Annotated in this window: 26 protein-coding genes; 16 read left to right on the top strand and 10 right to left on the bottom strand. The window is 69.1% G+C overall.

Translation table 11 applies throughout. The features are described from left to right. Both LYSCAS_RS09560 and LYSCAS_RS09555 read left to right on the top strand, forming a co-directional pair. The gene (locus tag LYSCAS_RS09560; protein ID WP_213433821.1) at positions 1-2,133 is read left to right on the top strand and encodes a TonB-dependent receptor; all 2,133 of its coding nucleotides are present in this window, start codon (positions 1-3) and stop codon (positions 2,131-2,133) included. Positions 2,134-2,520: 387 nt separating this feature from the next. After that, a complete protein-coding gene (locus LYSCAS_RS09555; RefSeq protein ID WP_213433820.1) occupies positions 2,521-2,787 on the top strand; it encodes a PepSY-associated TM helix domain-containing protein in 267 nt (88 codons plus the stop codon). Positions 2,788-2,793: 6 nt separating this feature from the next. On the opposite strand, the gene LYSCAS_RS09550 is transcribed toward LYSCAS_RS09555, so the two are convergent. Continuing rightward, positions 2,794-3,393, bottom strand: coding sequence for a HutD/Ves family protein (locus LYSCAS_RS09550; RefSeq protein ID WP_213433819.1), 600 nt, complete (start codon positions 3,391-3,393; stop codon positions 2,794-2,796). 125 nt (positions 3,394-3,518) lie between these two features. Continuing rightward, complete coding sequence (locus tag LYSCAS_RS09545; RefSeq protein ID WP_213433818.1) at positions 3,519-3,851, bottom strand: ComEA family DNA-binding protein; 333 nt, start codon at positions 3,849-3,851, stop codon at positions 3,519-3,521. Between the two features lie 228 nt (positions 3,852-4,079). On the opposite strand from LYSCAS_RS09545, the gene LYSCAS_RS09540 reads away from it, so the two are divergent. Genes LYSCAS_RS09540 through LYSCAS_RS09530 form a run of 3 tightly spaced genes read left to right on the top strand, consistent with a single transcriptional unit; the run spans position 4,080 to position 6,256 of the window. Further along, on the top strand, positions 4,080-5,582 hold the full coding sequence (locus tag LYSCAS_RS09540; protein ID WP_213433817.1) for a M20 family metallopeptidase: 1,503 nt from the start codon (positions 4,080-4,082) through the stop codon (positions 5,580-5,582). A gap of 50 nt (positions 5,583-5,632) precedes the next feature. Next, a complete protein-coding gene (locus tag LYSCAS_RS09535; RefSeq protein WP_213433816.1) occupies positions 5,633-5,953 on the top strand; it encodes a hypothetical protein in 321 nt (106 codons plus the stop codon). A 42-nt stretch (positions 5,954-5,995) separates the two neighbouring features. After that, positions 5,996-6,256: a GlsB/YeaQ/YmgE family stress response membrane protein gene (locus LYSCAS_RS09530; RefSeq protein WP_213433814.1), complete on the top strand. Its 261-nt coding sequence runs from the start codon at positions 5,996-5,998 to the stop codon at positions 6,254-6,256. 46 nt (positions 6,257-6,302) lie between these two features. Here the strand turns inward: LYSCAS_RS09530 and cysN are convergent, their stop codons facing one another. From cysN to LYSCAS_RS09515, 3 genes are read right to left on the bottom strand one after another with little or no spacing between them, the layout of a single operon-like run. Next, the gene (gene cysN / locus LYSCAS_RS09525) at positions 6,303-8,204 is read right to left on the bottom strand and encodes a sulfate adenylyltransferase subunit CysN (RefSeq protein WP_213433812.1); all 1,902 of its coding nucleotides are present in this window, start codon (positions 8,202-8,204) and stop codon (positions 6,303-6,305) included. Further along, on the bottom strand, positions 8,204-9,103 hold the full coding sequence (gene cysD / locus LYSCAS_RS09520) for a sulfate adenylyltransferase subunit CysD (RefSeq protein ID WP_213433810.1): 900 nt from the start codon (positions 9,101-9,103) through the stop codon (positions 8,204-8,206). Before cysD ends, cysN begins: the two co-directional genes overlap by 1 nt. A gap of 60 nt (positions 9,104-9,163) precedes the next feature. Next, positions 9,164-9,910, bottom strand: coding sequence for a sulfite exporter TauE/SafE family protein (locus LYSCAS_RS09515; protein WP_213433808.1), 747 nt, complete (start codon positions 9,908-9,910; stop codon positions 9,164-9,166). Positions 9,911-10,027: 117 nt separating this feature from the next. Here LYSCAS_RS09515 and LYSCAS_RS09510 point away from each other — a divergent pair, with 117 nt between their 5' ends. Continuing rightward, on the top strand, positions 10,028-11,071 hold the full coding sequence (locus LYSCAS_RS09510; protein WP_213433806.1) for an aminoglycoside phosphotransferase family protein: 1,044 nt from the start codon (positions 10,028-10,030) through the stop codon (positions 11,069-11,071). Beyond that, positions 11,068-11,799: an N-acetylmuramate alpha-1-phosphate uridylyltransferase MurU gene (gene murU, locus LYSCAS_RS09505; protein WP_213433804.1), complete on the top strand. Its 732-nt coding sequence runs from the start codon at positions 11,068-11,070 to the stop codon at positions 11,797-11,799. The genes LYSCAS_RS09510 and murU overlap by 4 nt, the downstream gene beginning before the upstream one ends. Here murU and hda read toward each other — a convergent pair. Genes hda through LYSCAS_RS09490 form a run of 3 tightly spaced genes read right to left on the bottom strand, consistent with a single transcriptional unit; the run spans position 11,759 to position 14,680 of the window. Further along, positions 11,759-12,457 carry a DnaA regulatory inactivator Hda gene (gene hda, locus LYSCAS_RS09500; RefSeq protein ID WP_213433802.1) on the bottom strand — a complete coding sequence of 233 codons (699 nt, stop codon included), beginning with the start codon at positions 12,455-12,457 and terminating at the stop codon, positions 11,759-11,761. The genes murU and hda overlap by 41 nt on opposite strands. A gap of 5 nt (positions 12,458-12,462) precedes the next feature. Further along, positions 12,463-13,611 carry an AI-2E family transporter gene (locus tag LYSCAS_RS09495; RefSeq protein WP_213433800.1) on the bottom strand — a complete coding sequence of 383 codons (1,149 nt, stop codon included), beginning with the start codon at positions 13,609-13,611 and terminating at the stop codon, positions 12,463-12,465. Between the two features lies 1 nt (position 13,612). Continuing rightward, a complete protein-coding gene (locus tag LYSCAS_RS09490; RefSeq protein WP_213433798.1) occupies positions 13,613-14,680 on the bottom strand; it encodes a DUF2066 domain-containing protein in 1,068 nt (355 codons plus the stop codon). A 124-nt stretch (positions 14,681-14,804) separates the two neighbouring features. Between LYSCAS_RS09490 and purM the strand changes: the two genes are divergently transcribed. The 4 genes from purM to LYSCAS_RS09470 are packed head-to-tail and all read left to right on the top strand — an operon-like array spanning position 14,805 to position 18,011. Beyond that, entirely contained in the window at positions 14,805-15,839 is a 1,035-nt protein-coding gene (gene purM, locus LYSCAS_RS09485) for a phosphoribosylformylglycinamidine cyclo-ligase (protein ID WP_213433796.1), read from the top strand. Positions 15,840-15,850: 11 nt separating this feature from the next. After that, positions 15,851-16,519: a phosphoribosylglycinamide formyltransferase gene (gene purN / locus LYSCAS_RS09480; RefSeq protein ID WP_213433794.1), complete on the top strand. Its 669-nt coding sequence runs from the start codon at positions 15,851-15,853 to the stop codon at positions 16,517-16,519. Continuing rightward, positions 16,516-17,310 carry a DUF3108 domain-containing protein gene (locus LYSCAS_RS09475; RefSeq protein WP_244858497.1) on the top strand — a complete coding sequence of 265 codons (795 nt, stop codon included), beginning with the start codon at positions 16,516-16,518 and terminating at the stop codon, positions 17,308-17,310. Before purN ends, LYSCAS_RS09475 begins: the two co-directional genes overlap by 4 nt. Further along, positions 17,310-18,011: a DUF3108 domain-containing protein gene (locus LYSCAS_RS09470; protein ID WP_213433793.1), complete on the top strand. Its 702-nt coding sequence runs from the start codon at positions 17,310-17,312 to the stop codon at positions 18,009-18,011. The genes LYSCAS_RS09475 and LYSCAS_RS09470 overlap by 1 nt, the downstream gene beginning before the upstream one ends. A gap of 110 nt (positions 18,012-18,121) precedes the next feature. Here the strand turns inward: LYSCAS_RS09470 and murA are convergent, their stop codons facing one another. Continuing rightward, a complete protein-coding gene (gene murA / locus LYSCAS_RS09465; RefSeq protein ID WP_213433791.1) occupies positions 18,122-19,399 on the bottom strand; it encodes a UDP-N-acetylglucosamine 1-carboxyvinyltransferase in 1,278 nt (425 codons plus the stop codon). A gap of 1 nt (position 19,400) precedes the next feature. Next, complete coding sequence (locus LYSCAS_RS09460; RefSeq protein WP_213433789.1) at positions 19,401-19,634, bottom strand: BolA family protein; 234 nt, start codon at positions 19,632-19,634, stop codon at positions 19,401-19,403. A 63-nt stretch (positions 19,635-19,697) separates the two neighbouring features. Between LYSCAS_RS09460 and LYSCAS_RS09455 the strand changes: the two genes are divergently transcribed. Genes LYSCAS_RS09455 through lptB form a run of 5 tightly spaced genes read left to right on the top strand, consistent with a single transcriptional unit; the run spans position 19,698 to position 23,106 of the window. After that, positions 19,698-20,702, top strand: a complete 1,005-nt coding sequence (locus LYSCAS_RS09455) for a KpsF/GutQ family sugar-phosphate isomerase (protein ID WP_407075183.1) — start codon at positions 19,698-19,700, stop codon at positions 20,700-20,702. 14 nt (positions 20,703-20,716) lie between these two features. Next, complete coding sequence (locus LYSCAS_RS09450; RefSeq protein WP_213433786.1) at positions 20,717-21,292, top strand: KdsC family phosphatase; 576 nt, start codon at positions 20,717-20,719, stop codon at positions 21,290-21,292. Further along, positions 21,289-21,873, top strand: a complete 585-nt coding sequence (lptC, locus tag LYSCAS_RS09445) for an LPS export ABC transporter periplasmic protein LptC (RefSeq protein WP_213433784.1) — start codon at positions 21,289-21,291, stop codon at positions 21,871-21,873. Before LYSCAS_RS09450 ends, lptC begins: the two co-directional genes overlap by 4 nt. Then, on the top strand, positions 21,854-22,387 hold the full coding sequence (gene lptA, locus LYSCAS_RS09440) for a lipopolysaccharide transport periplasmic protein LptA (RefSeq protein WP_213433782.1): 534 nt from the start codon (positions 21,854-21,856) through the stop codon (positions 22,385-22,387). The genes lptC and lptA overlap by 20 nt, the downstream gene beginning before the upstream one ends. Beyond that, positions 22,387-23,106 (top strand): LPS export ABC transporter ATP-binding protein, encoded by a 720-nt coding sequence (gene lptB / locus LYSCAS_RS09435; RefSeq protein WP_213433780.1) that lies wholly within the window; start codon positions 22,387-22,389, stop codon positions 23,104-23,106. Before lptA ends, lptB begins: the two co-directional genes overlap by 1 nt. Positions 23,107-23,109 lie beyond the last annotated feature (3 nt).

Below are 23,109 nucleotides of genomic sequence, written 5' to 3'. Positions count from 1 at the left end.
ATGCCCCACCCCGCCCTGCGCGCCACGCCCCTGGCGGTCGCGCTCGCCCTGGCCGTCGCCGCCCCCGCCCACGCCGCCGATGAGTCCGCACCGCGCAAGCCGCGCGAGCTGGACCACGTCGAGGTCGTTGGCAAGCAGGACGCCTACGTGGTCCCCGAATCCTCGACGGCCACGAAGACCCCCACCCCGCTCCGCGACACGCCGCAGTCCATCACCGTCATCCCGCAGCAGCTGATCCGCGACCAGGCGATGTCGGGCCTGGTCGACGTGTTCCGTTACGTGCCCGGCGTGGGCGTCGCCCAGGGCGAAGGCAACCGCGACACCCTCGTGTTGCGCGGCAGCAGCACCACCGGCGACCTGTTCGTCGACGGCATGCGCGACGACGTGCAGTACATCCGCGACCTGTACAACATCGATCGCGTCGAAGTACTCAAGGGGCCGAACGCGATGATCTTCGGCCGCGGTGGTTCCGGCGGCATCGTCAACCGCGCCACCAAGCAACCCGATGGCAAGACCGTGCGCGAGGTCAGCGCGCAATTCGGCAGCTGGAACAAGCGCCGCGTCGCCGCCGACGTGGGCCAGGCGATCAACGAACACGTCGACTTCCGCGTCAATGCGATGTTCGAGGATTCCGACAGCTACCGCGACGACTTCGACATCCGTCGCTGGGGCATCAACCCGACCGTGGGCTTCGACGTCGGCGAGTCCACGCGCGTCACGCTGGGGTACGAACACTTCGAGGACGAACGCGTCGCCGATCGCGGCGTGCCATCGGAACCCAATGCGTACAACGGCCGCCGCACGCCGCTCGACGTGGATCCCTCCACGTTCTTCGGCGACCCCTTCCGCAGCCCGGTGAGCGCGGACGTCGATGCCTTCGGCGCGCTGGTCGAACACGAATTCGCCGGCGGCGCGACCCTGCGCAACCGCACGCGCCTGGCCGACTACGACAAGTTCTACCAGAACATCTTCTCCGGCGCGGTCGACGCCACGCGCACGCAGGTTGCCATCAACGCGTACAACAACGGCACCCACCGAAGGAACCTGTTCAACCAGACCGACCTGGTGTGGAGCGCGGACACCGGCAACGTGCACCACACGTTGCTCGCCGGCGCCGAGTTCGGCCACCAGGACACCGACAACCTGCGCACCACCGGCTTCTTCGGCGCGCCGGGTTCGACGGCAACGTCGGCGAACGTCCCGCTGTCCAATCCGCGCTACTACGGCCCGATCACGTTCCGTCCTTCCGCCACCGACGCGGAGAACAACAGCGTCGCGAAGACCGCGGCCGTCTACATGCAGGACCAGCTCGAACTGGGCGAACACTGGCAGGCGATCGTGGGCCTGCGTTTCGACCGCTTCGATGTCGACTTCACCAACAAGCGCCTCGCGCCGGGCAATCCCGCGCGCAACATTTCCGCCACCGACAACCTGTGGTCGCCGCGCGCGGGCCTCGTGTACAAGCCGATGGAACCGGTCTCGATCTACGCCAGCTACAGCGTCGCCTACCAGCCGCGCTCGGGCGACCAGCTCGCATCGCTGTCGCCGACCAACCAGGCCTTCGATCCGGAAAAGTTCATCAACTACGAGCTCGGCGCGAAGTGGGATGTCATGGATCGCCTCGCGGTGACCGCCGCGATCTACCAGCTGGATCGCACGAACGTCATCGTGCCGCTAGACGCCACCACCTCGACGCTGGTGGACGGCCAGCGCGCGAAGGGCGTGGAAGTGGGCCTGGCGGGATCGTTGACGGATCGCTGGCACGTCATGGGCGCGTATGCCTGGCAGGACGGCGAAATCCTCGCCGGCGCGGACCGCGGCAAGCGCCTGGCGCAGTTGCCGGAAAACACGTTCTCGCTGTGGAACCGCTTCGACCTGACCGAGCGTTGGGGCCTGGGCTTCGGCGCGCAGTACCGCGACGAGATCTTCGCGCAGGTCACCAACCTGGTGACGCTGCGGAGTTACACGCGCTACGACGCGGCGGTGTTCTTCGACGCGAACGATCACCTGTCGCTGCAGCTCAACGTCGAGAACCTGTTCGACAAGGAATACGCCGTCAGCGCCAACAGCGACAACAACATCACGCCCGGCTCCCCGCGTGCCGCGACCGTGAGCCTGCGTTATAACTTCTGATCCCGAACCCGAGCCTCGCTCCATGCACGCGACCACCGCCACGCCCGCCCGACGTTCTGCCACCAGGCACCGCTGGATCCGCCAGTTGCACCTGTGGATCGGCGCCTGGGGCGCGCTGGCGGCGATCGTCTACGGGTGCACGGGCCTGGTGATGAACCATCGCTTCGGCGACAGCGCCTGGCCGCAGGGCGACAGCAACGAAGCCGGCCGCGCGACGCTCGCCGTGCCGGTGGAAGCGCGCGCCACACCGGAACAACTCTCGCTGTGGCTCAAGCAGGCTCAAGGCCTGGATGCCCAGGTAATCCGCAAGTCGCCGCCTCCGGGCGGCGACGCGAAGGGCCGCAGAAGTGGTCACTCAGCGGCGGCACGGCAAGCGATGCGTGGTCGGTGGACTACGTGCCGGGCGATGCGACCACCGAGGTCAAGCACACGCAACACACGCTGCTGGCCGCGTTCAATCGCCTGCACAAGGGCGTGGGAGGCGGCCTGGGGTGGCGCCTGCTCGCCGACAGCTTCGCGCTCTGCATGATGCTGCTGGGCCTGTCGGGCCTGTACATGTGGGCGCGTGGACGTTCGTTGCGCGAGATGGCCGTGAGCGTGCTCGGCGTGTCGGTCGCAGCGCTTGCGCTGGTGCTGGTGCCCGCGTTGCTCTGAATTCGCTCAGCGCGGCTGCAACCGCGCGAGCAACACCTCGCCGCCACCTTCCAGCACATGCCGCAGGCGCGCCTCGCCCGCCTGCAGGAGTGCGGTGTCGCCGGCATGCATCGACGGCAACCCGGAGTCGTCCGCGAAGCGCGCCTGCCCCGCGAGCAGGTGCACGGCCCACGTCGTGTGCGGATCGGCGAAGATCACCATCGGGCCCACGAGCGGGCGATGCCACAGCTGCGCATCGATCGCGTCGCGACGCCACATCAGGTTGAAGTCCTGCGTTGCGCCGTCGATCAGTTCGCCGTGCACGGCGCGTTCGCCGGAGAATCGCAAACGCCCGTGCGGTGGTTCGAGCGCATGCACGTCGCCATCGTCGAAGCGCAGGCGCACGCCGTTGCCGCTGATCAACACGATCTCGCGTTCGATCCCTTCGAAGCGCGAGAACGGCGCGTCCTGTTCGATCTCCGCGATCGACAACCGCCATTGCCAGGCGCCCTCGGCCGGCACCGCGATGATCTCGCGCGTCCAGCCCGCGCCGTTGCGCCAGCGTTCGCGCCGGTATTCGTTGGCCGGGATGACCCGGGAGCGCGCAGGGTGGGTGCGGACTTCCATGCGCGAAGACTACGTCGAAAAGGGCGGGGGCCGGGCGCAGTCCGTTGCGCCCGCCCCCGCACGGCGTTCCGCCCAACGACGCGCGTGCGCCGCCGGAACACCACCTGCTCCGAAGGAACCGCGCCTCAGGGCGCCGAGGCCGCCGCCGCGGCCGGTTTGCGCGCCGGCGCCGCGCCGCCGCCGATCTCGATGCGCTCGCGGTTCTTCTCCACCGTCTTCAGGCCGATGCCCTTGACGCTGGCCAGCTGTTCCAGGCTTTTGAAGGGCCCGTGTTCCGCGCGATGGGCCACGATGGCCTCGGCCTTGGCCGGACCGATGTTGACCAGCACTTTGTCGATGGTGGCCGCGTCGGCCGTGTTGACGTCGACCTTGTCTGCGGCTAAGGCCGCGCCGGCGCACAGCAGCGCCACCGCGAGCGAGGCGAACAACTTGCGCGGGGATGGAAGGATGGGGGCCATCGGGGTCTCTCCTTGACGAGGGCACCCGCGGGATGCGGATGCCTGGGTGTCCTGCAGCCCAGCGGCTGCGGGAGGCACAGTCTCCCGTCCTGCCCCGCCCCGCCCCATCCGGAATGCCCCCGCCCGCGTGTCCGGCATCGGCGCGACCGCATGTCAGGGATGTCTGAACCGGCTTCGCGGGCCACCCGGTAGAATGCGCGGCTCGCCTCCCCCAGGATTGCGCGCAACATGGATTCCAACTTCGACGCCCCCGCCATCGAGCGCCATGTCAGCGAGAAGTGGGACGACGACATCGTCCCCCGCCTCGTCGATTACATCCGCATCCCCAACAAGTCGCCGATGTTCGACACCGACTGGGTGGCGCACGGCTACATGGATGCCGCCGTCAAGCTGATGGAAGACTGGGCGAAGGCGCAGTCCATTCCCGGCATGGTCGTGGACGTGGTGCGCCTGGAAGGCCGCACGCCGCTGATCTTCCTCGAGATCCCCGCCGCCAACGGCGGCAGCGACGACGACTGCGTGCTGCTCTACGGCCACCTCGACAAGCAGCCCGAGATGACGGGCTGGGACGACGACCTCGGCCCGTGGACGCCCGTGATCAAGGGCGATCGCCTGTACGGCCGCGGCGGCGCCGACGACGGCTACGCATTGTTCGGTTCGCTCGCCGCGATCCTCGCGCTACAGGCGCAGAAGATCCCGCACGCGCGCTGCGTGATCCTGATCGAAGCCTGCGAAGAATCCGGCAGCTACGACCTGCCCGCCTACGTCGACCACCTGGCCGCACGCATCGGCATGCCCTCGCTCGTCGTGTGCCTCGATTCGGGTTGCGCCAACTACGACCAGCTGTGGTGCACCACCTCGCTGCGCGGCCTGGCCGGCGGCAACCTCACGGTGAAGGTGTTGTCCGAAGGCGTCCATTCCGGCGACGCGTCGGGCATCGTGGCTTCGAGCTTCCGCATCCTGCGCCAGTTGCTCTCGCGCATCGAAGACGAGAAGACCGGCCGCATCCTGCTCGACGGCTTGCACAGCGAAGTGCCCGCCGAGCGCCTCGTGCAGGCGAAGGAAGCGGCGAAGGTCGTCGGCACCGCGGTCTACGACAAGTTCCCGTTCCTGCCCGGCATGGTGCCGATGGCCGACGACCTCACCGAACTCGTGCTCAACCGCACCTGGCGCCCCGCGCTGTCGGTGACGGGCGTCGACGGCATGCCGGCCCTCTCGTCGGCAGGCAACGTGCTGCGTCCCTTCACCGCGGTGAAGCTGTCGCTGCGCCTGCCGCCCACGCTGGACGGCAAGCGCGCCGGCGAACTGCTCAAGCAGACGCTCGAACGCGATCCGCCCTACGGCGCGCAGGTCACGCTGGACCTCGAGAAGGCTTCCACCGGCTGGAATGCGCCCGCGATGTCGCCGTGGCTCAACCAGGCCATCGACGATGCGAGCCGCGAGTTCTTCGGCCAGCCCGCGATGTACATGGGCGAAGGCGGCACGATCCCCTTCATGGGCATGCTCGGCGAGAAGTACCCGGACGCGCAGTTCATGATCACCGGCGTGCTGGGCCCGCATTCCAACGCGCATGGCCCGAACGAATTCCTGCACATCCCGATGGGCAAGCGCGTCACCGCGTGCGTCGCACGGGTGATCGCGCGCCACCACGAAGCGGGCACGCGCGGCGAGACCCGCCGCAGCGCGCACGTGGCCGGTGGCAGCGACCACGGGGACCACGGCTGCTGCTGATCCACCGCAACTAGGCGATCCAACGTCCGCGAACCAGGGGAGCGCGCGCGATGACCCAGGGACCGATCGAGTTCGTCCTGGCCGCGCGCGCCTTCGGCGACATCGGCCATGGCTGGCCCGCGCTGATCGTCATCGGCTGCCTGGCGGGCCTGGTCGCCCGCTGGATGACCTCCTCGCAGAAACGCATCGGCCTGCTGTCGTCGTTTGCGCTGGGCATCGCGGGTGCGGCGCTGGCGTGGTTCGCCACGCGCTGGGCCGGTTACACGCCCGCCGGCCCCGGCATGCGCTTCGTCGTTGCCCTCGGGGGCAGCCTGGTCCTGGCGATGCTGGGCGGCGCAATGGGCAGAATGCTGCGGCGCACACCACGCTAGCATCCCCCCGGCGCCATCCCGGCGCGGCTGGAGGGGCACACCATGTTCGACGGACTCCTGATGTACCTGGTCGGCGGTGCGGTGATCGGCATCCTTGCGCGTTTCTTCAAGCCGGGCGCGGACCCGGTGGGCTGGATCATGACGATCGTGCTGGGCGCGCTGGGTGCGCTGGCCGGTGGTTACATCGCAGGGATGCTCGGCGTCGGCAATCGCATCCTGGTCTGGGTGATCGCGATCGTCGCGGCCATCGTGCTGCTGTTTCTGTGGGAAGCCATCCGCGGCAAGCGTCCGCGCGCGGCCTGATCCAACGCAGCCTGCAACGAAACGCCCCGCATCGCGGGGCGTTTTTTTATCCGCGACCGAGCAGCATCGCAACGACGCGTTCGGCCAGTTCCTCGGCCGGCGCACTGGTCGTATCCAGCACCAGCTCCGCCGCCTCCGGCGCTTCGTAGGGCGAATCGATGCCGGTGAAGTTCGGCAGGTCGCCGCGCCGCGCCTTCGCGTAGAGGCCTTTCACGTCGCGCGCTTCGGCCACGGCCATCGGCGTGTCCACGAACACTTCGAGGAACTCGCCTTCGCCGAACAACGCACGCGCCGTGCGCCGCTCCGCGCGGAACGGCGAGATGAAACTGACGAGCACGATCAGCCCCGCGTCCGTCATCAGCCTGGCCACCTCGCCCACGCGGCGCAGGTTTTCGACGCGGTCTTCGTCGGTGAAGCCCAGGTCGCGGTTGAGGCCGTGGCGCACGTTGTCGCCGTCGAGGACGAACGCGTGCAGCCCCATCGCCTGCAACCGGCGATCGACGAGGTTGGCGATCGTCGACTTGCCGGACCCCGACAAGCCCGTGAACCACACGCACCGCGGCGCCTGCCCGAGGCTGCGCGCGCGCGTCGCGCGATCCACGTCGATGTGCTGCCAGTGCAGGTTGCCTGCGCGGCGCAGCGCGAAGTCGAGCGTGCCGGCCGCGACCGTCGTGTTATCGATGCGATCGATGAGGATGAAGCCGCCGAGCGCACGGTTCTTCGCATACGGTTCGAACGCGATCGCCTGGTCGAGCGAGAGGTTCACGTAACCGACTTCGTTGAGGTCCAGGTGCGTCGCCGCGAGCGAGGCCTGCGTATCGACGTCGACCTTGTGCTTGAGCGCACTCACCGTCGCGCCCACGGTGCGCGTGCCCAGCTTCAGCCAGTACGGACGCCCCGGCAGCAATTGTCCTTCGCCCATCCACAGCACGTGCGCGGCGAACTGGTCCGACACCTCGGGTGCATCGTCGCCGGCCGCGATCACATCGCCGCGGCTCACGTCGATCTCGTCCTCGAGCACCAGCATGATTGCCTGCCCCGCGACGGCCGATTCGCGCGCGCCTTCCGGCCCGAGCACGCGCGCCACGCGCGATCGCCGCCCCGCCGGCAACACCACCACCGCACCGCCCGGCGCGACGCGCCCAGCGACCAGGGTGCCGGCGTAACCCCGGAAATCACGATCCGCGTCGCGACGATCCGGCCGCTGCACCCACTGCACCGGCAGGCGGAAGCCGCCTTCGGCTTCGACGCGGTCGACCTGCACCGTGTCGAGGTATTCCAGCAACGCCGGGCCGTCGTACCACGGCATCGCCTGCGAGCGTTCGATGAGGTTGTCGCCCTGCAGCGCCGACAACGGAATGCACTGCACGTGCGGGATCCCGAGCGACGATGCCAGCGCTGCGTACTCGTTCGCGATCGTTTCGAACACCGCGAAGTCGTAGCCGACGAGATCCATCTTGTTCACCGCCAGCACCACGTGCCGCAGCCCGAGCAGCGAGGCGATGTACGTGTGCCGACGCGTCTGCGGCAACAAGCCCTTGCGCGCATCGACCAGCACCACGGCGAGGTCCGCCGTCGACGCACCGGTGGCCATGTTGCGCGTGTACTGCTCGTGCCCCGGGCAATCGGCGACGATGAACTTGCGCCGTTCCGTATCGAAGAAGCGATACGCCACGTCGATGGTGATGCCCTGCTCCCGCTCCGCGGCCAGGCCGTCGAGCAGCAACGCGTAATCGATGTTCTCGCCCTGCGTGCCGTGGCGGCGGCTGTCGGCGGCGAGCGCGGCCAGCTGGTCTTCGAACAGGCGCTTGCTGTCGTGCAGCAGCCGCCCGATCAGCGTGCTCTTGCCGTCGTCCACGCTGCCGCAGGTGATGAAGCGCAGCAGGTCCTTGTGCTCGTGGCGGCGCAGCGCCGCGGCGATGTCGGTATCGTCGTAGACGCGCGTCATCAGAAGTACCCCTCCTGCTTCTTCTTCTCCATCGACGCACTGGGGTCGTGGTCGATCACGCGGCCCTGCCGCTCCGACGTGGTCGCCACCAGCATCTCCGCGATGATCTTGTCGAGCGTGTCGGCGTCGGATTCGATCGCGCCGGTGAGCGGATAACAGCCCAGCGTGCGGAAGCGCACGCGGCGCATCGCCGGCACCTCGCCTGCACGCAGCGGCAGTCGTTCGTCGTCGACCATCAGCAACGCGCCGTCTCGTTCCACCACCGGGCGCTCCTTCGCGAAGTACAGCGAGGGCACCGGGATGTTTTCCCGATAGATGTAGAGCCACACGTCGAGCTCGGTCCAGTTCGACAGCGGAAACACGCGCACGCTCTCGCCCGCGGCGATGCGCGTGTTGTAGAGGTCCCACAGTTCGGGGCGCTGATGCTTCGGGTCCCAGCGGTGCTGCGCGTTGCGGAAGGAGAACACGCGTTCCTTCGCGCGCGACTTCTCCTCGTCGCGGCGCGCGCCGCCGATGGCCGCATCGAACCCGTACTGATCGAGCGCCTGCTTCAGTGCCTGCGTCTTCATCACGTCGGTGTGCACGGTGGCGCCGTGCGTGATCGGCCCGATCCCGCGCGCGACGCCGTCGGGATTGGTGTGCACGCGCAGGTCCACGCCCGTCTCGGCCGCGCGACGATCGCGGAACTCGATCATCTCGCGGAATTTCCAGCCGGTATCCACGTGTAGCAGCGGAATGGGCGGCCGCCCCGGCGCGAACGCCTTCATCAGCAAGTGCAGCAACACCGAGCTGTCCTTGCCGATCGAATACAGCAGGACCGGATTGCGGAAGCTCGCCGCCACCTCGCGCAGGATGTGCAGGCTCTCGGATTCGAGGCGGTCGAGGTGGCTCGGGGTCATGCGGTTCTGCGCCATGCGTGGAACCGCGATCTTACGGAGCCCCGGCCGAAGGTGCGACGCTCACGCGGCGAAATGCAGGTAGAGCGTCCGCGTGCTCAGGCCGACGACCAGCAGGCCCACCACCACCAGCAGCCAGCGCGCATGCAGGCGCTTGACCAGCCACCCGCCGATCGGGGCCGCCGCCACGCCGCCCAGGGCCAGGCCCACCACGATCTGCCAGTGCGAGATGCCCAGCGTCATCAGGAACACCAGCGACGCCGTCACGGTGACGAAGAACTCCACCGCATTGACGGTACCGATGGTGAAACGGGCCTCGTTGCCGCGCGCGAGCAGGTTGGACGTGACCACCGGCCCCCATCCGCCGCCGCCGATCGCATCGACCAGCGCGCCGAAGAATCCCAATGGAATCAGGTGCGAGGTGACGCGCTTGGACGTGAGTTCGCGGAAGCCCTTCGCGATGATCACCAGGCCCATCACCAGCAGGTATCCCGCGATCCAGGGCTTGATCGCATCGCCCGGCAGGTGCACCAGGACATATGCGCCCACGGCCGCACCCAGCATGCCGGGTAGCAGCAGGCGGCGGAACAGGTGCTTGTCGATGTTGCCGAAGGCGTGGTGCGAGATCGCGGAGGTGCCGGTGGTGAAGCATTCGGCCGCGTGCACCGTGGCGCTGCTCAGCGCCGGCGGCACGCCCACGCCCAGCAGCAGGCTGGAGGCCGTCACGCCGTAGGCCATGCCGAGCGCGCCATCCACCAGCTGCGCGGCGAAGCCGATCACCACGTAGACGATGAAGTCGTAGGACAGCATTTCATTCACGGCGGGGGGACCGATGCGGGCGACAAGGGGAATGTACGCAAGAGTTCCGGACCGTACCGGCACGCAGGCTTCTCGCGCCGTGAAGGCCCGCCGGTTTACCCTTCGCGCATGACCGCCGACCCCGCTTCCGCGCCTTCGCGCGACGACCAGCGCCTCGCCTGGGCCCGCACCGCCACCGGCCACGCCGACCTGGGCCTGGCGCGCGCCTCCATGGATGCAGGCTTCCGCAGCTACTGGCGCACGCTGGGCCCCGAGCCGAGCCGCATCGTGATGGACTCGCCGCCCGACAAGGAAGACGTGCGCCCGTGGCTGCGCATCCGCGCGATGCTCGAAGCGGCCGGCGTGCGCGTGCCGCAGGTGCTGGCCGAAGACGCGGCGACGGGCTTCCTGCTGCTCGAAGACCTCGGCGCCGACACCTACCTGCATGTCATCCACGCCGACAACGCCGACGCGTTGTTCGACGATGCGATCACGCAGCTGCTGCGCCTGCAGGCCGCGCCGGTGCCGGACGACTTCCCGGCGTACGACGAGCCCCTGCTGCTGCGCGAACTGCGCCTGTTCGACGAGTGGTACCTCGGGCGACATCTCGCGCTCGTGCTCGACGACAGCGACCTGCAACGCCTCGAGCGCGTGCATCGCGTGCTGATCGACGCCGCGCTCGCGCAACCGCAGGTGCTGGTGCATCGCGACTTCATGCCCCGCAATTTGATGCCCGCGTCCGATGGGCCGGCCGTGCTGGATTTCCAGGACGCGGTGCGGGGCCCGATCGCGTACGACCCGACGTGCCTGTTCAAGGATGCGTTCCTGAGCTGGCCGGTCGAGCGCATCCACGGCTGGCTGGATCGTTACCACGCACGTGCGGCGGAGGCCGGATTGCCGGTGCCGTCGCTGGAACGCTTCCGCCGCGACGCCGACCTGATCGGCGTGCATCGCCATCTGAAAGTCATCGGCATCTTCGCGCGCCTGCACCATCGCGATGCGAAGCCGAAGTATTTGCAGGACGTGCCGCGCTTCTTCGCCTACCTGGACGACGTGTTGCCGAAGTACCCGGAACTCGCCCCGCTCGCCGAACTGATCGCCACGCGCGTGAAGCCCGCGATCAAGGAATACGGCCACTGGACCGAAGGCACCGCGGAAGACGCCACGCGATGAAGGCACTGGTCCTCGCCGCCGGCCTCGGCGAACGCATGCGGCCGCTGACGAACACGACGCCGAAGCCGCTGCTGGAAGCGGGCGGGAAGCCGTTGATCGCGTGGCACCTGGAGAAACTGGCGGCGATGGGCATCGTCGATGTCGTCGTCAACACGAGCTGGTTGGCGGCGCGGTTCCCGGATGTGCTGGGCGATGGATCGCGATGGGGAGTGCGGCTGCATTACTCGTACGAAGGCGCGACGCCGCTGGAAACGGGCGGCGGCCTCTTCAATGCGTTGACGTTGCTGGGCGATGCGCCGTTCCTTGCCGTGAATGGCGACGTGTGGACGGATTTCGATTTCGCGCGGTTGCCGAGCGAGCCGCGTGGCGAAGCGCATCTCGTGCTCGTCGACAATCCGCCGCAGCATCCGAACGGCGATTTCGCGTTGCGCGCCGACGGCACGGTGGCGTCGGACGGCGAAGCGCGCCTGACCTTCGCGGGGATCGGCGTTTATCGGCCGTCGTTGTTCGATGGCTGGCGCGGGATCGTCGGCAACGTGCCGGGTGTCGATGAGACACCGCCGCGGTTCAAGCTTGCGCCGCTGTTACGTCACGCGATGGGCCGCAACGCCATCGACGGTACGCATCACCGCGGCGCGTGGACGGATGTCGGGACGCCGCAGCGGCTGGCCGAACTCGATGCGTCGCTCAACGCGCGCCCAACGTCTCCTTCAAGAACGGCACCGTAATCCGCCGCTGCGCCGCCAGCGACGCGCGGTCGAGCACATCCAGCAACCCGGTCAGCGTCGCAAGATCGCGCCCCTGCCGCCGCAACAGCCAATCGATCGCCGCGTCATCCAGCATCAAGCCGCGGCGCTGCGCACGGTCGCGCAACACATCGCGCCGCCCCGCGTCATCCAGCGGCGCCAGCACGATCCGCGTGCATTGCTGCAGGCGCGAACGCAGATCCGGCAACGCCAGCGTCAACGCATCCGGCGACACCGTCGCGGTGTAGAGCACGGCGATGCCCGCACTGCGCGCGCGATTGTGGAAGTCGAACAACGCCACTTCGTCTTCGCGCTCGCCGGCGATCGCATCCAGGCCGTCCAGCGCCACCAGCGCATGCGTATCGAACGCTTCCAGCGCATCCCGCATCCGCCCCGCCGCGGCCCGCACCGGCACGTACGCGGCGCTGCGCCCCACGGCTTCCGCCGCCGCGCACGCCGCCAACGCAAGATGCGTTTTGCCGACCCCAGCAGGCCCGGCGAGGTACAACCAATCCGACTGCGCGACTTCCGCGAGCGCACGCACCTGCGCCAACGCGCCGTCGGGCGCGGCAACGAACGCTTCCAGCCGCTGGTCCGGCGGATAGCGCAACGCCAGCGGCAACTGCGGGGCGGGCGACATCTGCGTCAGGCGTGGTCGTCGTCCGGCGTCGGGCGTTCGATGCCCGCGTCGACGTACGCATCCAGTTCGATGCCGGGCGGCGCTTCGCCGGCGTAGAGGCGACTGCGCGTGTAACGCTCGTGCGCGTAGCGCAACAGCACGTTGACCACCGCGGCGACGGGCAGCGCGAGCAGCACGCCCAGGAAACCGAACAACTGTCCGCCCGCCATGATCGCGAAGATCACCGCGACCGGATGCAGGCCGATGCGATTGCCGACGAGGCGCGGCGTGAGCACGTAGCTCTCGATGACCTGGCCGACGCCGAACACGCCGAGCACCAGCGCCACGTGCTTCCAGTCGCCGAACTGCACCATCGCGGCGATCACGCCCATCACCACGCCGGTGGCGGGCCCGAGGTACGGCACGAAACTCACGATGCCCGCGATGAAGCCGATCAGCAGGCCGACGTTGAGGCCCACGGCCCACAACCCCAGCGCATACAGCACGCCCAGCGCGAGCATCACGCTGAACTGCCCGCGCAGGAATGCACCGAGCACGACGTCCGATTCCTTCGCCAGGCGCGTCACCGTGGCGATGTGGTCCCGCGGCACGAGCGCGGCGAAGCGTTCGACCAGCAAATCCCAGTCGCGCAGGAAGTAGAACGTGAGCACCGGGATCAGCACGATGTTCGCCACCCACGCGATCAGCGCGAACCCGGACGCCGACAGGTACCCGAGCATCGTCGTGGCGATGCCGCCCGCGCGCTCCCAGTGTTCGCGGATCAGTTGCACGATGCGATCCGGATCCAGCCACGAGGCGAGTTCCAGCCCCGTGCGGCGCTCGACCCACGGCAACGCGGTGCCGATGAACCAGTCGCGGTAGGTCGGCAGCGATTCCATCAGCGTGACGAGCTGGCGTTCGATCATCGGCACCAGCAACACCAGCGCGATGAGCAGCAGCATCGTCATCAGGCAGAACACGATCACGACCGCGGTGGTGCGCGACCAGCCGCGGCGTTCGAGGCGATCCACCGTGGGATCGCCCAGCCAGCCGAGCATCGCGGCGATCACGAACGGCGTGAGGATCGGGGCGAGCAGGAAGACCAGCACGCCCGCGATCGCGGCGATCAGCGCCCACTGCCAGCGGCGCGCGAGGGTGGCCGCGTGCAGGTCCATGTCAGCGCAGGTGCAGGACCGGGGCGTCGCCTTCGTCGGCCGTGAGCACTTCGCCGTTGCCCAGCGCGCGCTTCAGGCCCGGCAGGCCGGTGATCAGGTCGAGCTCCAACGTCAGGCCTTCGGCGTTCGCGCGCACCGGCGCCATGCCGCGCACGACGGCCAGCGACTGCAGGTAGGACATCAGGCGCAGGTAGTCCTCGCTGTCGCGCACGCCGTCGATCTGCACGGTGTAGCGCCCCGCGGTGCCGGCCGCGCTGCTGCGCTTGGCGTATTTCTTCGACAGCGCGTCGGCCGCGCCGTCGGCGCCGGAGGCCATCGCGCGGCGCGCGTCGGGCTGCGTGGACGTCCAGGTGGACAGCACCTTGCCGCTGTCGACGAACGTCCAGTCGGCGGTCCAGCCCCCGCCTTCGGCGCGGTAGAGCTTGCCGATCAGCTGCATCGGCGGGCTGTAGCGCGAGGACAGGCGGGCGATGGCCGCGGTGTCGCCGCGCCAGATGGCGCCGACGGCCGCTTGTTCGGCGGCGCTGCCGGACGGCAGGCCGAGGCGATAGCCGCGTTCCTGCGCGCGGTCGAGCACGGCGCGCGCGGCGCCGGTCTGCGCCAGCGCGACCAGGCGCGGGCCGCGGCCGTCGTTGATCGCCAGCCACAGCACGGGCTTGGGCCGCGGTTCGGCCCAGATCGGCAGGCCCAGCGTGGCGGCGATGCCGTCCACCTGCTCCTGGTCGAACCGCACGATCAGCGTGGTCGTGTAGGTGGGGGCGCCGGTGGCCGAGCGGCCTTCGTCCTGGCGGTAGTCGTAGCTCTTCACGTAGTCGCGGGCGCGGCGCAGTTCCTGCCCCACGCCCGGCATCGAAGCGGCGCTGCGGTTGCCCGACAGCTTGCCCAGCACCTGCGACATCGCGCGGGCGAAGGCGGTATTGCGCTCGGTTTCGCCCTGGCCGTTGACGTTGACCTCGGCCTCGTACATGCCATGCGCGCCGGCACGGTCGCCTTCCACGCGCTGCGCGAACGCGGCGCCGAACGCCAGCCAAAGTGCCACCACGCCCGCGATCCGGATTGCCAGACGCATCGTTCATCCCTGCTGCGAAACCGGGGGCATGGTGCCGCAGCGGCGCCTCGCGCGTCCAATCGGGGGGCGCGCGCCGAGCCCGCACTGTTAAAATCTCGGCCCCGCAGCGCCCTCCCGGACCGACGTGACCACCCCCACTCCGCTCACCTACCGGGACGCCGGCGTCGACATCGACGCGGGCAACGCCGTCGTCGAACGCATCAAGCCGCTGGTCAAGCGCAGTTTCCGGCCCGAGGTGATGGGCGGCCTGGGCGGGTTCGGCGCGCTGTTCGACCTGTCGGGCAAGTACCGCGAACCGGTGCTGGTCTCCGGCACCGACGGCGTGGGCACCAAGCTCAAGCTGGCGCAGCAGCTCAACCGCCACGACACGATCGGCATCGACCTCGTCGCCATGTGCGTGAACGACGTGCTGGTGCAGGGCGCCGAACCGCTGTTCTTCCTCGACTACTTCGCCACCGGCAAGCTCGATGTCGACACCACCGTCGCCGTCGTCGGCGGCATCGCGCGCGGTTGCGAACTCTCCGGCTGCGCGCTGATCGGCGGCGAGACCGCCGAGATGCCCGACATGTACCCGCCGGGCGAATACGACCTTGCCGGGTTCTGCGTCGCGGCGGTGGAGAAGTCGCAGATCGTCGACGGCGCGAAAGTGCGCGCGGGCGACGTGCTGCTGGGCATCGCGTCGTCGGGCCCGCATTCCAATGGCTATTCGCTCGTGCGTCGCATCTACGATCGCGCGGGCCGTCCGGCCGATCTCGACCTCGGCGGCGTGAAGCTCGTCGATGCGCTCATGGCGCCGACGCAGCTGTACGTCAAGCCGATCCTCGAACTGCTCGGCAAGCACGACCTGCACGCCATGGCGCACATCACCGGCGGCGGCCTCACCGAGAACATCATCCGCGTGATCCCCGACGGCCTCGGCCTCGACATCGATGCGTCGACGATCGTGTTGCCGCCGGTGTTCGACTGGCTGCAGCGCGAAGGCGCGGTGCCGAGCGACGAGATGTGGCGCACGTTCAATTGCGGCGTGGGCTTCGTGCTCGTCCTCGCGCCGAACGATGTCGCCGCCGTGTCGGCGGACCTGGATCGCCTCGGCCTCGCGCATCGCCCGATCGGCGCGGTGGTGGCGTCGGGCGGCGGCGAACGCGTCCGCATCGGCTGATCGCGTTGGCCATGCGTCGCCTCGCGATCCTCGCCTCCGGGCGCGGCAGCAACCTGCAGGCGCTGCTGGATGCGATCGCGGCGGGCATGCTCGACGCGGAGATCGTCGGCGTGTTTTCCGACAAGCTCGAAGCACCCGCATTGCAACGCGTCGAGGCATCCAAGCGCTGGAGCCGCGATGCGAAGGCCTATGCGCACCGCAGCGACTTCGACGATGAACTCGCCGAGGCCATCGCCGCCACGTCGCCCGATTGGGTCGTGTGCGCGGGATACCTGCGGTTGCTCGATGCCGGTTTCGTCGCGCGGTTCCGCGGCCGCCTGCTCAACATCCACCCTTCGTTGCTGCCGGCCTATCGCGGCCTGAAGACGCATGCGCGCGCGATCGCCGACGGCGTGGCCGAACACGGCGCGAGCGTGCATTTCGTGAGCCCGGAACTGGATGCCGGCGCGGTGATCGCGCAAGCGACCGTTCCGGTGTTGCCGGGCGACACCCCCGACGCCCTCGCCGCGCGGGTGCTCGCGGTCGAACACCCGCTGCTGCTCGCCGTGGTCGCGCTCGCGGTGGCCGGGCGCATCGCTGAATGCGATGGCACGGTCCTCATGGATGGTCATCCCATGTTGCGTCCGCTCCGCGTAGAGTCCGCCGCATTCCCCGCCCCGCCTGGCCCGACGCCCCCGTGAAGCGCCGCTTCCGCCCCCTGCCCCTCGTCCTCTCCGCCTTGCTGGCGGGCGTGTGCGCGCTTGCGCCCGCAGTGGCCCAGGTGGCGGCGCCGGCAACGACGGCGACTCCGGCGACGACCGCACCGGCGCCGGTCGTCGAAAGCCATGCGTTGGTCCCCTTCCTCGCCACGTACGCGGTCTTCCGCGACGGCAAGCCGCTGGGCGACGCCACGCTGCAACTCGTCGCGCTGGACAACGCGCGCTGGCGCGTCGACCTGCGCATCGACGCCACGCATGGCCTGATCGGCATCGCCGGCGTGAACCTGCAGCAGAGCACGCTGTTCGACGTCGCCGGCACGCAATACCGGCCGCTCACGCAGAGCTCCGTGCGCAAGGTGGTCTTCAGCAAGAAGGTGATCACGGGCGTCTACGACTGGTCCGCGCAGGCCGCGCATTGGACCGGCGACCTCAAGAAGACGCGCCGCACCGCGGTGGCCCTGCAACCGGGCGACATGAGCGGCCTGCTGATCAACCTGGCCGTGCTGCGCGATGCCGTCCCCGGCACCACGCTGCATTACCGTTTCGTCGACGAAGGCCGCGCGCGCGACCAGCAGTACGTGGTCGCGGCGCAACGCGAATCGCAGGCCGTCGACGAGTTGTCGTACAACGCCATGCGCGTGGATCGCGTGCGCGCCGGCGGCGAAGCCACCACGCTGTGGGTCGTCGAAGGCGTGCCTTCGCCGATCCGCATCCTGCAACAAGACGACGACGGCGCGATCGACCTGCGCCTGGTCGACTACAAGGAATCCTGATGCATTCGATCCTCTCCCGTGCCCTGCGCCCGCTCGCCGTGGTCGTGCTCGCCGCCTCCGCGACGCTCGCGCCCGCCATGGCCGCCGACGCCACGCTCAAGCCGTTCAACGCCGACTACGTGGCCAACTACATGGGCATGGAAGCCTCGGCGCGCATGTCGCTCGCGCAGGCCGGCGCGCAGTGGAAGTACACGCTCAGCATCAAGAGCAGCCTGGCCTCGCTCAGCCAGTCGACCACCTTCGACGAACAGGGCGGCCAGTGGCGCCCGCTGTCGGGCACCGACAACGCCTCGGTGATCATCAAGAAGGTCAACAAGCAGGCCACGTACGACTGGGCGCACGGCGTGGCGACGTGGACCGGCGACGTGAAGCCCGATCGCGCCGGCCCGGTGAAGCTGCAGGCCGGCGACCTCGACGCGATGCTGGTCAACCTGGCGATCGCGCGCGACGTCGCCGCAGGCAAGCCGCTGAAGTACCGCATGGTCGACGAAGGCCGCGCCAAGGACCTCGTGTATACGGTCTCGGGCAAGGAACAGATCACCTTCGCCGGCAAGGCGCACCAGGCCACCAAGGTCTCGCGCACGGACGGCAACAAGCAGACGGTGCTGTGGGTGGTCGATGGCCTGCCGGCGCCGGCGCGCATCCTGCAGCGCAAGGATGGGCAGGACGAGATGGACCTGAAGTTGCAGGCGATGCACTAAGCGGGGACCCGGGACCGGGGACCAAAAGCAAAAAAGCCGCGAGCGATTCGCGGCTTTTTCTTTACTGGTCCCGGGTCCCGGGTCCCGGGTCCCCGGTCCCTGGTCCCGCGTCAGCCGACGCGCCGGATCCGCGCGCCGAGCCCCGACAGTTTTTCTTCGATGTTCTCGTAGCCGCGATCCAGGTGGTAGATGCGGTCGATGGTCGTCTCGCCGTCCGCCACCAGGCCCGCGAGGATCAGCGACGCCGATGCGCGCAGGTCCGTCGCCATCACCGGTGCGCCGCTCAGCTGCGCCACGCCGCGCACGATCGCCGTGTGGCCTTCGACGCGGATGTCGGCGCCCAGGCGCAGCAGTTCCTGCACGTGCATGAAGCGGTTCTCGAAGATCGTCTCGTTGATCACGCCCACGCCGTCGGCGATGCAGTTGAGCGCCATGAATTGCGCCTGCATGTCCGTCGGGAACGCCGGGTGCGGCGCGGTGTTGAAGTTCACCGCGCGCGGGCGGCGGCCGTGCATGTCGAGGGTGATGCGGTCGTCTTCGATTTCGATCTCGGCGCCGGCTTCGCGCAGTTTCTCGAGCACCGCATCCAGCGTTTCCGGACGCGTGCGGCGCGCCGTGACGCGGCCGCCGGTCATCGCGGCGGCGACGAGGAACGTGCCGGTCTCGATGCGATCGGCCACCACCGCGTGCTTCGCGCCATGCAGGCGCTCCACGCCGTGCACGGTGATCTTGTTGCTGCCCGCGCCTTCGATCCGCGCGCCCATCGCGTTGAGGCAGTCGGCGAGGTCGACGATCTCCGGTTCCATCGCCGCGTTCTCGAGCACGCTGGTGCCCTGCGCGAGGCAGGCCGCCATCAGCACGTTCTCGGTGGCGCCCACGCTCACCAGGTCGAACACGACGCGGCCGCCCTTCAAGCGACCGGCCTTCGCCTTGATGAAACCGTGGTCGACGCTGATCTCGGCGCCCAGCGCCTGCAGGCCCTTGATGTGCAAATCGACGGGGCGCGAACCGATCGCGCAGCCGCCGGGCAACGACACTTCCGCCGCGCCGTACTTGGCGAGCAACGGGCCGAGCACCAGCACCGACGCGCGCATCGTCTTGACCAGTTCGTACGGCGCGATGTGCGAATTGACGCTGCGCGGATCCACGACCATCCCGCTTTCGCTGCCCTTGCCGATCGTGCCCTGGTCCACCGTGATCTCCGCGCCCAGGCCCGCGAGCAGCTTGGCGGTGGTGACCACGTCGTGCAGGTGCGGCACGTTGCTGATCTGCACGGGTTCGTCGGCGAGCAGCGTCGCGCACAGGATCGGCAGCACGGCGTTCTTCGCGCCGGAGATCTGCACGTCGCCATTGAGCGGCGTGCCGCCCTCGATCAGGATCTTCTGCATGTCAGGCGTTCGCCTCGTCCGGCGTGAGCGTCTTGAGGGCGAGCGCATGGATTTCGCCGCCCATGCGATCGCCCAGCGTGGCGTACACCATGCGATGGCGCGCGAGCGGCAACTTGCCGGCAAACGCAGCGCTCACGACGGTGGCTTCGAAGTGGACCCCATCCTCGCCCTGCACGCTCGCCTGCGCACCCGGCAGGCCCTGTTCGATCAAGTGGCGGATGGTGTCGGCGTTCATTCGGGGTGGTCCTGTAAACTGCGCCCCTCAGTCTAGCGGAAGGCCGCGCCAGTCCCCATGGCCCTGCACCCGGAACACCTCCCACCCAGCGCCTCGGCGGCCTTCGATTTCGCCGCCAGCGGGCGGCGCGTCATCGCCATCGAAACCCAGGGCCTGGAAGCGGTCGCCGCGCGGCTGGACGGGGCGTTCACCGCCGCCTGCCAGTTGATGCTCGCCTGCCGCGGCCGCGTGGTGTGCACGGGCATGGGCAAGTCGGGCCACGTGGCGCGCAAGATCGCCGCCACCCTCGCGTCCACCGGCACCCCCGCGTTCTACGTGCATCCGGGCGAAGCCGGCCACGGCGACCTCGGGATGATCACCGACGCCGACATCGTGCTGGCCCTGTCGTATTCCGGCGAAAGCGATGAGTTGCTGATGCTGCTGCCGGTGCTCAAGCGCCAGGGCAATGCGCTGATCGCGATGACGGGCCGCCCCGGTTCGTCGCTGGCGCGCGAAGCCGAAGTCCACCTGGATGCCAGCGTGCCGGCCGAAGCCTGCCCGCTCGCGCTCGCGCCGACGTCCAGCACCACCGCCGCGCTCGCGCTCGGCGATGCGCTCGCCGTCGCGCTGCTCGAAGCGCGCGGCTTCACCGCGGAAGACTTCGCGCGTTCGCACCCGGCCGGCGCGCTCGGCCGCCGCCTGCTGCTGCACATCCGCGACGTCATGCATTCCGGCGACGAAGTCCCGCGCGTGCGCGAAGGCGCCTCGCTCAGCGAGACGCTGGTCGAGATGAGCCGCAAGCGCCTGGGCATGAGCGCCATCGTGGACGCGGACAACAAGCTGCTCGGCCTCTACACCGACGGCGACCTGCGCCGCACGCTCGACGACGCCAGCATCGACGTGCGCGCCACGCCCATTGCGAAGGTGATGACGCGCAACCCGAAGGTCATCGACGCCGATGCGCTCGCGGTGGAAGCCGCGCAGCTGATGGAAGCGCACAAGATCAACGCCCTGCTCGTCATCGACCAGGACCGCCGCGTCGTCGGCGCACTCAACATCCACGACCTGCTGCGCGCGCGCGTGGTGTGAGGGACGCAACCGACATGTATTCCCACCTCAACGATTTCCCCGGCGATATCCGCGAACGCGCCGCGCGCATCAAGCTGGTGTGCTTCGACGTGGACGGCACGCTCACCGACGGCCGCCTGCTCATCGACGCCGACGGCCGCGAATCGAAAACCTTCCACGTCTTCGACGGCCTGGGCATGAAGCTGCTGATGCGGCACGGCATCGCGGTCGCGTTCGTCACCGCGCGCCTCAGCCCGTCGGCCGAACGCCGCGCGCACGAACTGGGCGTCGAGTCCTACACCGGCGTGCACGACAAGCTCGACTGCGTGGAAAAGATCGCCGGACGCATGGGCATCGGCATGGACGAAATCGCCTTCATGGGGGATGACCTGCCGGACCTGCGCGTGATGCAGCAGGTGGGCCTGTCGGTCGCCCCGGCGCAGGCGCATCGCTGGACGAGCGAACGCGCGCACTGGCGCACCGTGTCGCGCGGCGGCGAAGGCGCGGCGCGCGAACTGTGCGACCTCATCCTCGCCGCGCAGGGCCACGCCGAACACCTGGTGTCCGACATCGCCCACGTCACCGGCGTGCGCGTCGAGACACAGGCGTGAGCACGCGCGGATGGCTGACGCTGGGCCTGGCCGCGGCGGCCGCGATCAGCGGCTGGTCGATCTGGCAGCACCGCCCGCCGAAGAGCGCGCTGGTCGCGGTGGATTCGCGTTCGGATTACGTGCTGCAGGATTTCGAAGTGGTCGTGCTCGACAACCTCGGGCATGAGTCCTTCACGCTGCAAGCCCCGCGCCTGGCGCGCAGCCCCGGCGACCGCACGATGACGCTGGCCACGCCCACCTTCCTCATCCCGGCCGCGGCCACCGCGGGCGCGGTGCCCACGCGCGAAGCGGGCTGGATCGTCACCTCGCAAACCGGCTGGGTCAGCGCCGCCGGCGACGAACTGCGCCTGGCGGGCACGGTGCTGGCGAAGACCGCCGGCACGCGCGCGCAACCCATCGAGATGGCGACCGAGCAACTGAACGTGTTCCCGCACGCCAACCGCGCCACCTCGCCCACCACGGTCACGGTCACGCAGCCGGGTTCTATACTGCGCGGCCAAGGCATGGAGGCGTTGCTTGACAGCAAGCGCGTCCGGCTCACGTCGAACGTCAAGGTCCACTATGCGCCGCAAGCCCGCTGAATCCCTGCGTCCCGCCGCCCTGCTCGCCCTCGGCCTGTCCACGGCGCTGGCGTGCGCCGGTGCCGTTGCGCGCACGTCGGATCGCAACCAGCCGCTCGACGTGGAAGCCACCAGCACCGATTGCACGGTGGCCGGCGACGGCCCGTGCTCGTTCACCGGCAACGTCCACCTCACCCAGGGCACGCTGCTCGTGCAGGCCGCCAAGGCCGTCGTACACCGCTCCAACGGCGACATCCGCCGCGTCATCCTGACGGGTGCGCCCGCGCAGATGAGCCAGGAGCTCGACGACGGCTCCACCGTCACCGGGCGCGCGTCCAACGTCGACTACGACATGAGCACCGACACCGTCGTGTTCACCGGCAATGCGGTGATCGACCAGCGCGGCGGCGGCAACATCACCGCCGGTCGCATCTCGTACAACATGAAATCCGGCCAGGTGCAGGGCAGTGGCGGCGAAGGCCCCGGCCGCGTGCACGTGAAGTTCCCGCCCAAGACCCAGCAGGGCACGCGCTGATGCTGGTGGCCGAAGGGCTGCGCAAGTCGTATCGGAATCGCGCGGTCGTCCGCGATTTTGGCCTCACGCTCGATGCCGGCGAAGTGGTCGGCCTGCTCGGCCCCAACGGCGCCGGCAAGACCACGTGCTTCTACATGATCGTGGGCCTGGTGCCCGCCGACGCCGGCAAGATCGTGCTCGACGGCCGCGACATCACCGGCGAGCCGATGTACACCCGCGCGCGCCTGGGCGTCGGCTACCTGCCGCAGGAACCGTCGGTGTTCCGCAAGCTCACCGTCGCCGACAACCTGCGGCTGGTGCTCGAACTGCGCCCCGACCTGTCGGAAGACGCACGCGAGCGTGAACTCGAAAGCCTGCTCGACGAACTGCAGATCTCGCACGTCGCCGGCCAGCTCGGCGCCAGCCTCTCCGGCGGCGAGCGTCGCCGGGTGGAAATCGCCCGCGCGCTGGCGGCCAAGCCGCGCCTGATGCTGCTCGACGAACCCTTCGCGGGCGTGGATCCCATCTCGGTCGGCGAAATCCAGCGGATCGTCCGCCACCTCAAGGCGCGGGGCATCGGGGTGCTCATCACGGACCACAACGTCCGCGAGACCTTGGGCATCTGCGACCGTGCGTATATCCTCAACGAAGGCAGCGTGCTCGCGCAGGGGGCTCCGGACGCGCTGCTGGCGAACCCCGACGTCCGCCGCGTGTACCTGGGTGAAGCATTCCGCCTGTAGGTG

The organism is Noviluteimonas caseinilytica, assembly GCF_018406605.1.
Taxonomy (GTDB): domain Bacteria; phylum Pseudomonadota; class Gammaproteobacteria; order Xanthomonadales; family Xanthomonadaceae; genus Noviluteimonas; species Noviluteimonas caseinilytica.
This window is presented reverse-complemented; position numbering and strand designations above follow the sequence as displayed.

What these genes read in the sequence shown, in the direction of transcription:
- LYSCAS_RS09560 (WP_213433821.1), top strand. Translation starts at nt 1, where the DNA reads ATGCCCCACCCCGCCCTGCGCGCCACGCCCCTGGCGGTCGCGCTCGCC.
- LYSCAS_RS09550 (WP_213433819.1), bottom strand. Translation starts at nt 3,393, where the DNA reads ATGGAAGTCCGCACCCACCCTGCGCGCTCCCGGGTCATCCCGGCCAAC.
- LYSCAS_RS09545 (WP_213433818.1), bottom strand. Translation starts at nt 3,851, where the DNA reads ATGGCCCCCATCCTTCCATCCCCGCGCAAGTTGTTCGCCTCGCTCGCG.
- LYSCAS_RS09540 (WP_213433817.1), top strand. Translation starts at nt 4,080, where the DNA reads ATGGATTCCAACTTCGACGCCCCCGCCATCGAGCGCCATGTCAGCGAG.
- LYSCAS_RS09535 (WP_213433816.1), top strand. Translation starts at nt 5,633, where the DNA reads ATGACCCAGGGACCGATCGAGTTCGTCCTGGCCGCGCGCGCCTTCGGC.
- LYSCAS_RS09530 (WP_213433814.1), top strand. Translation starts at nt 5,996, where the DNA reads ATGTTCGACGGACTCCTGATGTACCTGGTCGGCGGTGCGGTGATCGGC.
- cysN (WP_213433812.1), bottom strand. Translation starts at nt 8,204, where the DNA reads ATGACGCGCGTCTACGACGATACCGACATCGCCGCGGCGCTGCGCCGC.
- cysD (WP_213433810.1), bottom strand. Translation starts at nt 9,103, where the DNA reads ATGACCCCGAGCCACCTCGACCGCCTCGAATCCGAGAGCCTGCACATC.
- LYSCAS_RS09515 (WP_213433808.1), bottom strand. Translation starts at nt 9,910, where the DNA reads ATGCTGTCCTACGACTTCATCGTCTACGTGGTGATCGGCTTCGCCGCG.
- LYSCAS_RS09510 (WP_213433806.1), top strand. Translation starts at nt 10,028, where the DNA reads ATGACCGCCGACCCCGCTTCCGCGCCTTCGCGCGACGACCAGCGCCTC.
- murU (WP_213433804.1), top strand. Translation starts at nt 11,068, where the DNA reads ATGAAGGCACTGGTCCTCGCCGCCGGCCTCGGCGAACGCATGCGGCCG.
- hda (WP_213433802.1), bottom strand. Translation starts at nt 12,457, where the DNA reads ATGTCGCCCGCCCCGCAGTTGCCGCTGGCGTTGCGCTATCCGCCGGAC.
- LYSCAS_RS09495 (WP_213433800.1), bottom strand. Translation starts at nt 13,611, where the DNA reads ATGGACCTGCACGCGGCCACCCTCGCGCGCCGCTGGCAGTGGGCGCTG.
- LYSCAS_RS09490 (WP_213433798.1), bottom strand. Translation starts at nt 14,680, where the DNA reads ATGCGTCTGGCAATCCGGATCGCGGGCGTGGTGGCACTTTGGCTGGCG.
- purN (WP_213433794.1), top strand. Translation starts at nt 15,851, where the DNA reads ATGCGTCGCCTCGCGATCCTCGCCTCCGGGCGCGGCAGCAACCTGCAG.
- LYSCAS_RS09470 (WP_213433793.1), top strand. Translation starts at nt 17,310, where the DNA reads ATGCATTCGATCCTCTCCCGTGCCCTGCGCCCGCTCGCCGTGGTCGTG.
- murA (WP_213433791.1), bottom strand. Translation starts at nt 19,399, where the DNA reads ATGCAGAAGATCCTGATCGAGGGCGGCACGCCGCTCAATGGCGACGTG.
- LYSCAS_RS09460 (WP_213433789.1), bottom strand. Translation starts at nt 19,634, where the DNA reads ATGAACGCCGACACCATCCGCCACTTGATCGAACAGGGCCTGCCGGGT.
- LYSCAS_RS09450 (WP_213433786.1), top strand. Translation starts at nt 20,717, where the DNA reads ATGTATTCCCACCTCAACGATTTCCCCGGCGATATCCGCGAACGCGCC.
- lptA (WP_213433782.1), top strand. Translation starts at nt 21,854, where the DNA reads ATGCGCCGCAAGCCCGCTGAATCCCTGCGTCCCGCCGCCCTGCTCGCC.
- lptB (WP_213433780.1), top strand. Translation starts at nt 22,387, where the DNA reads ATGCTGGTGGCCGAAGGGCTGCGCAAGTCGTATCGGAATCGCGCGGTC.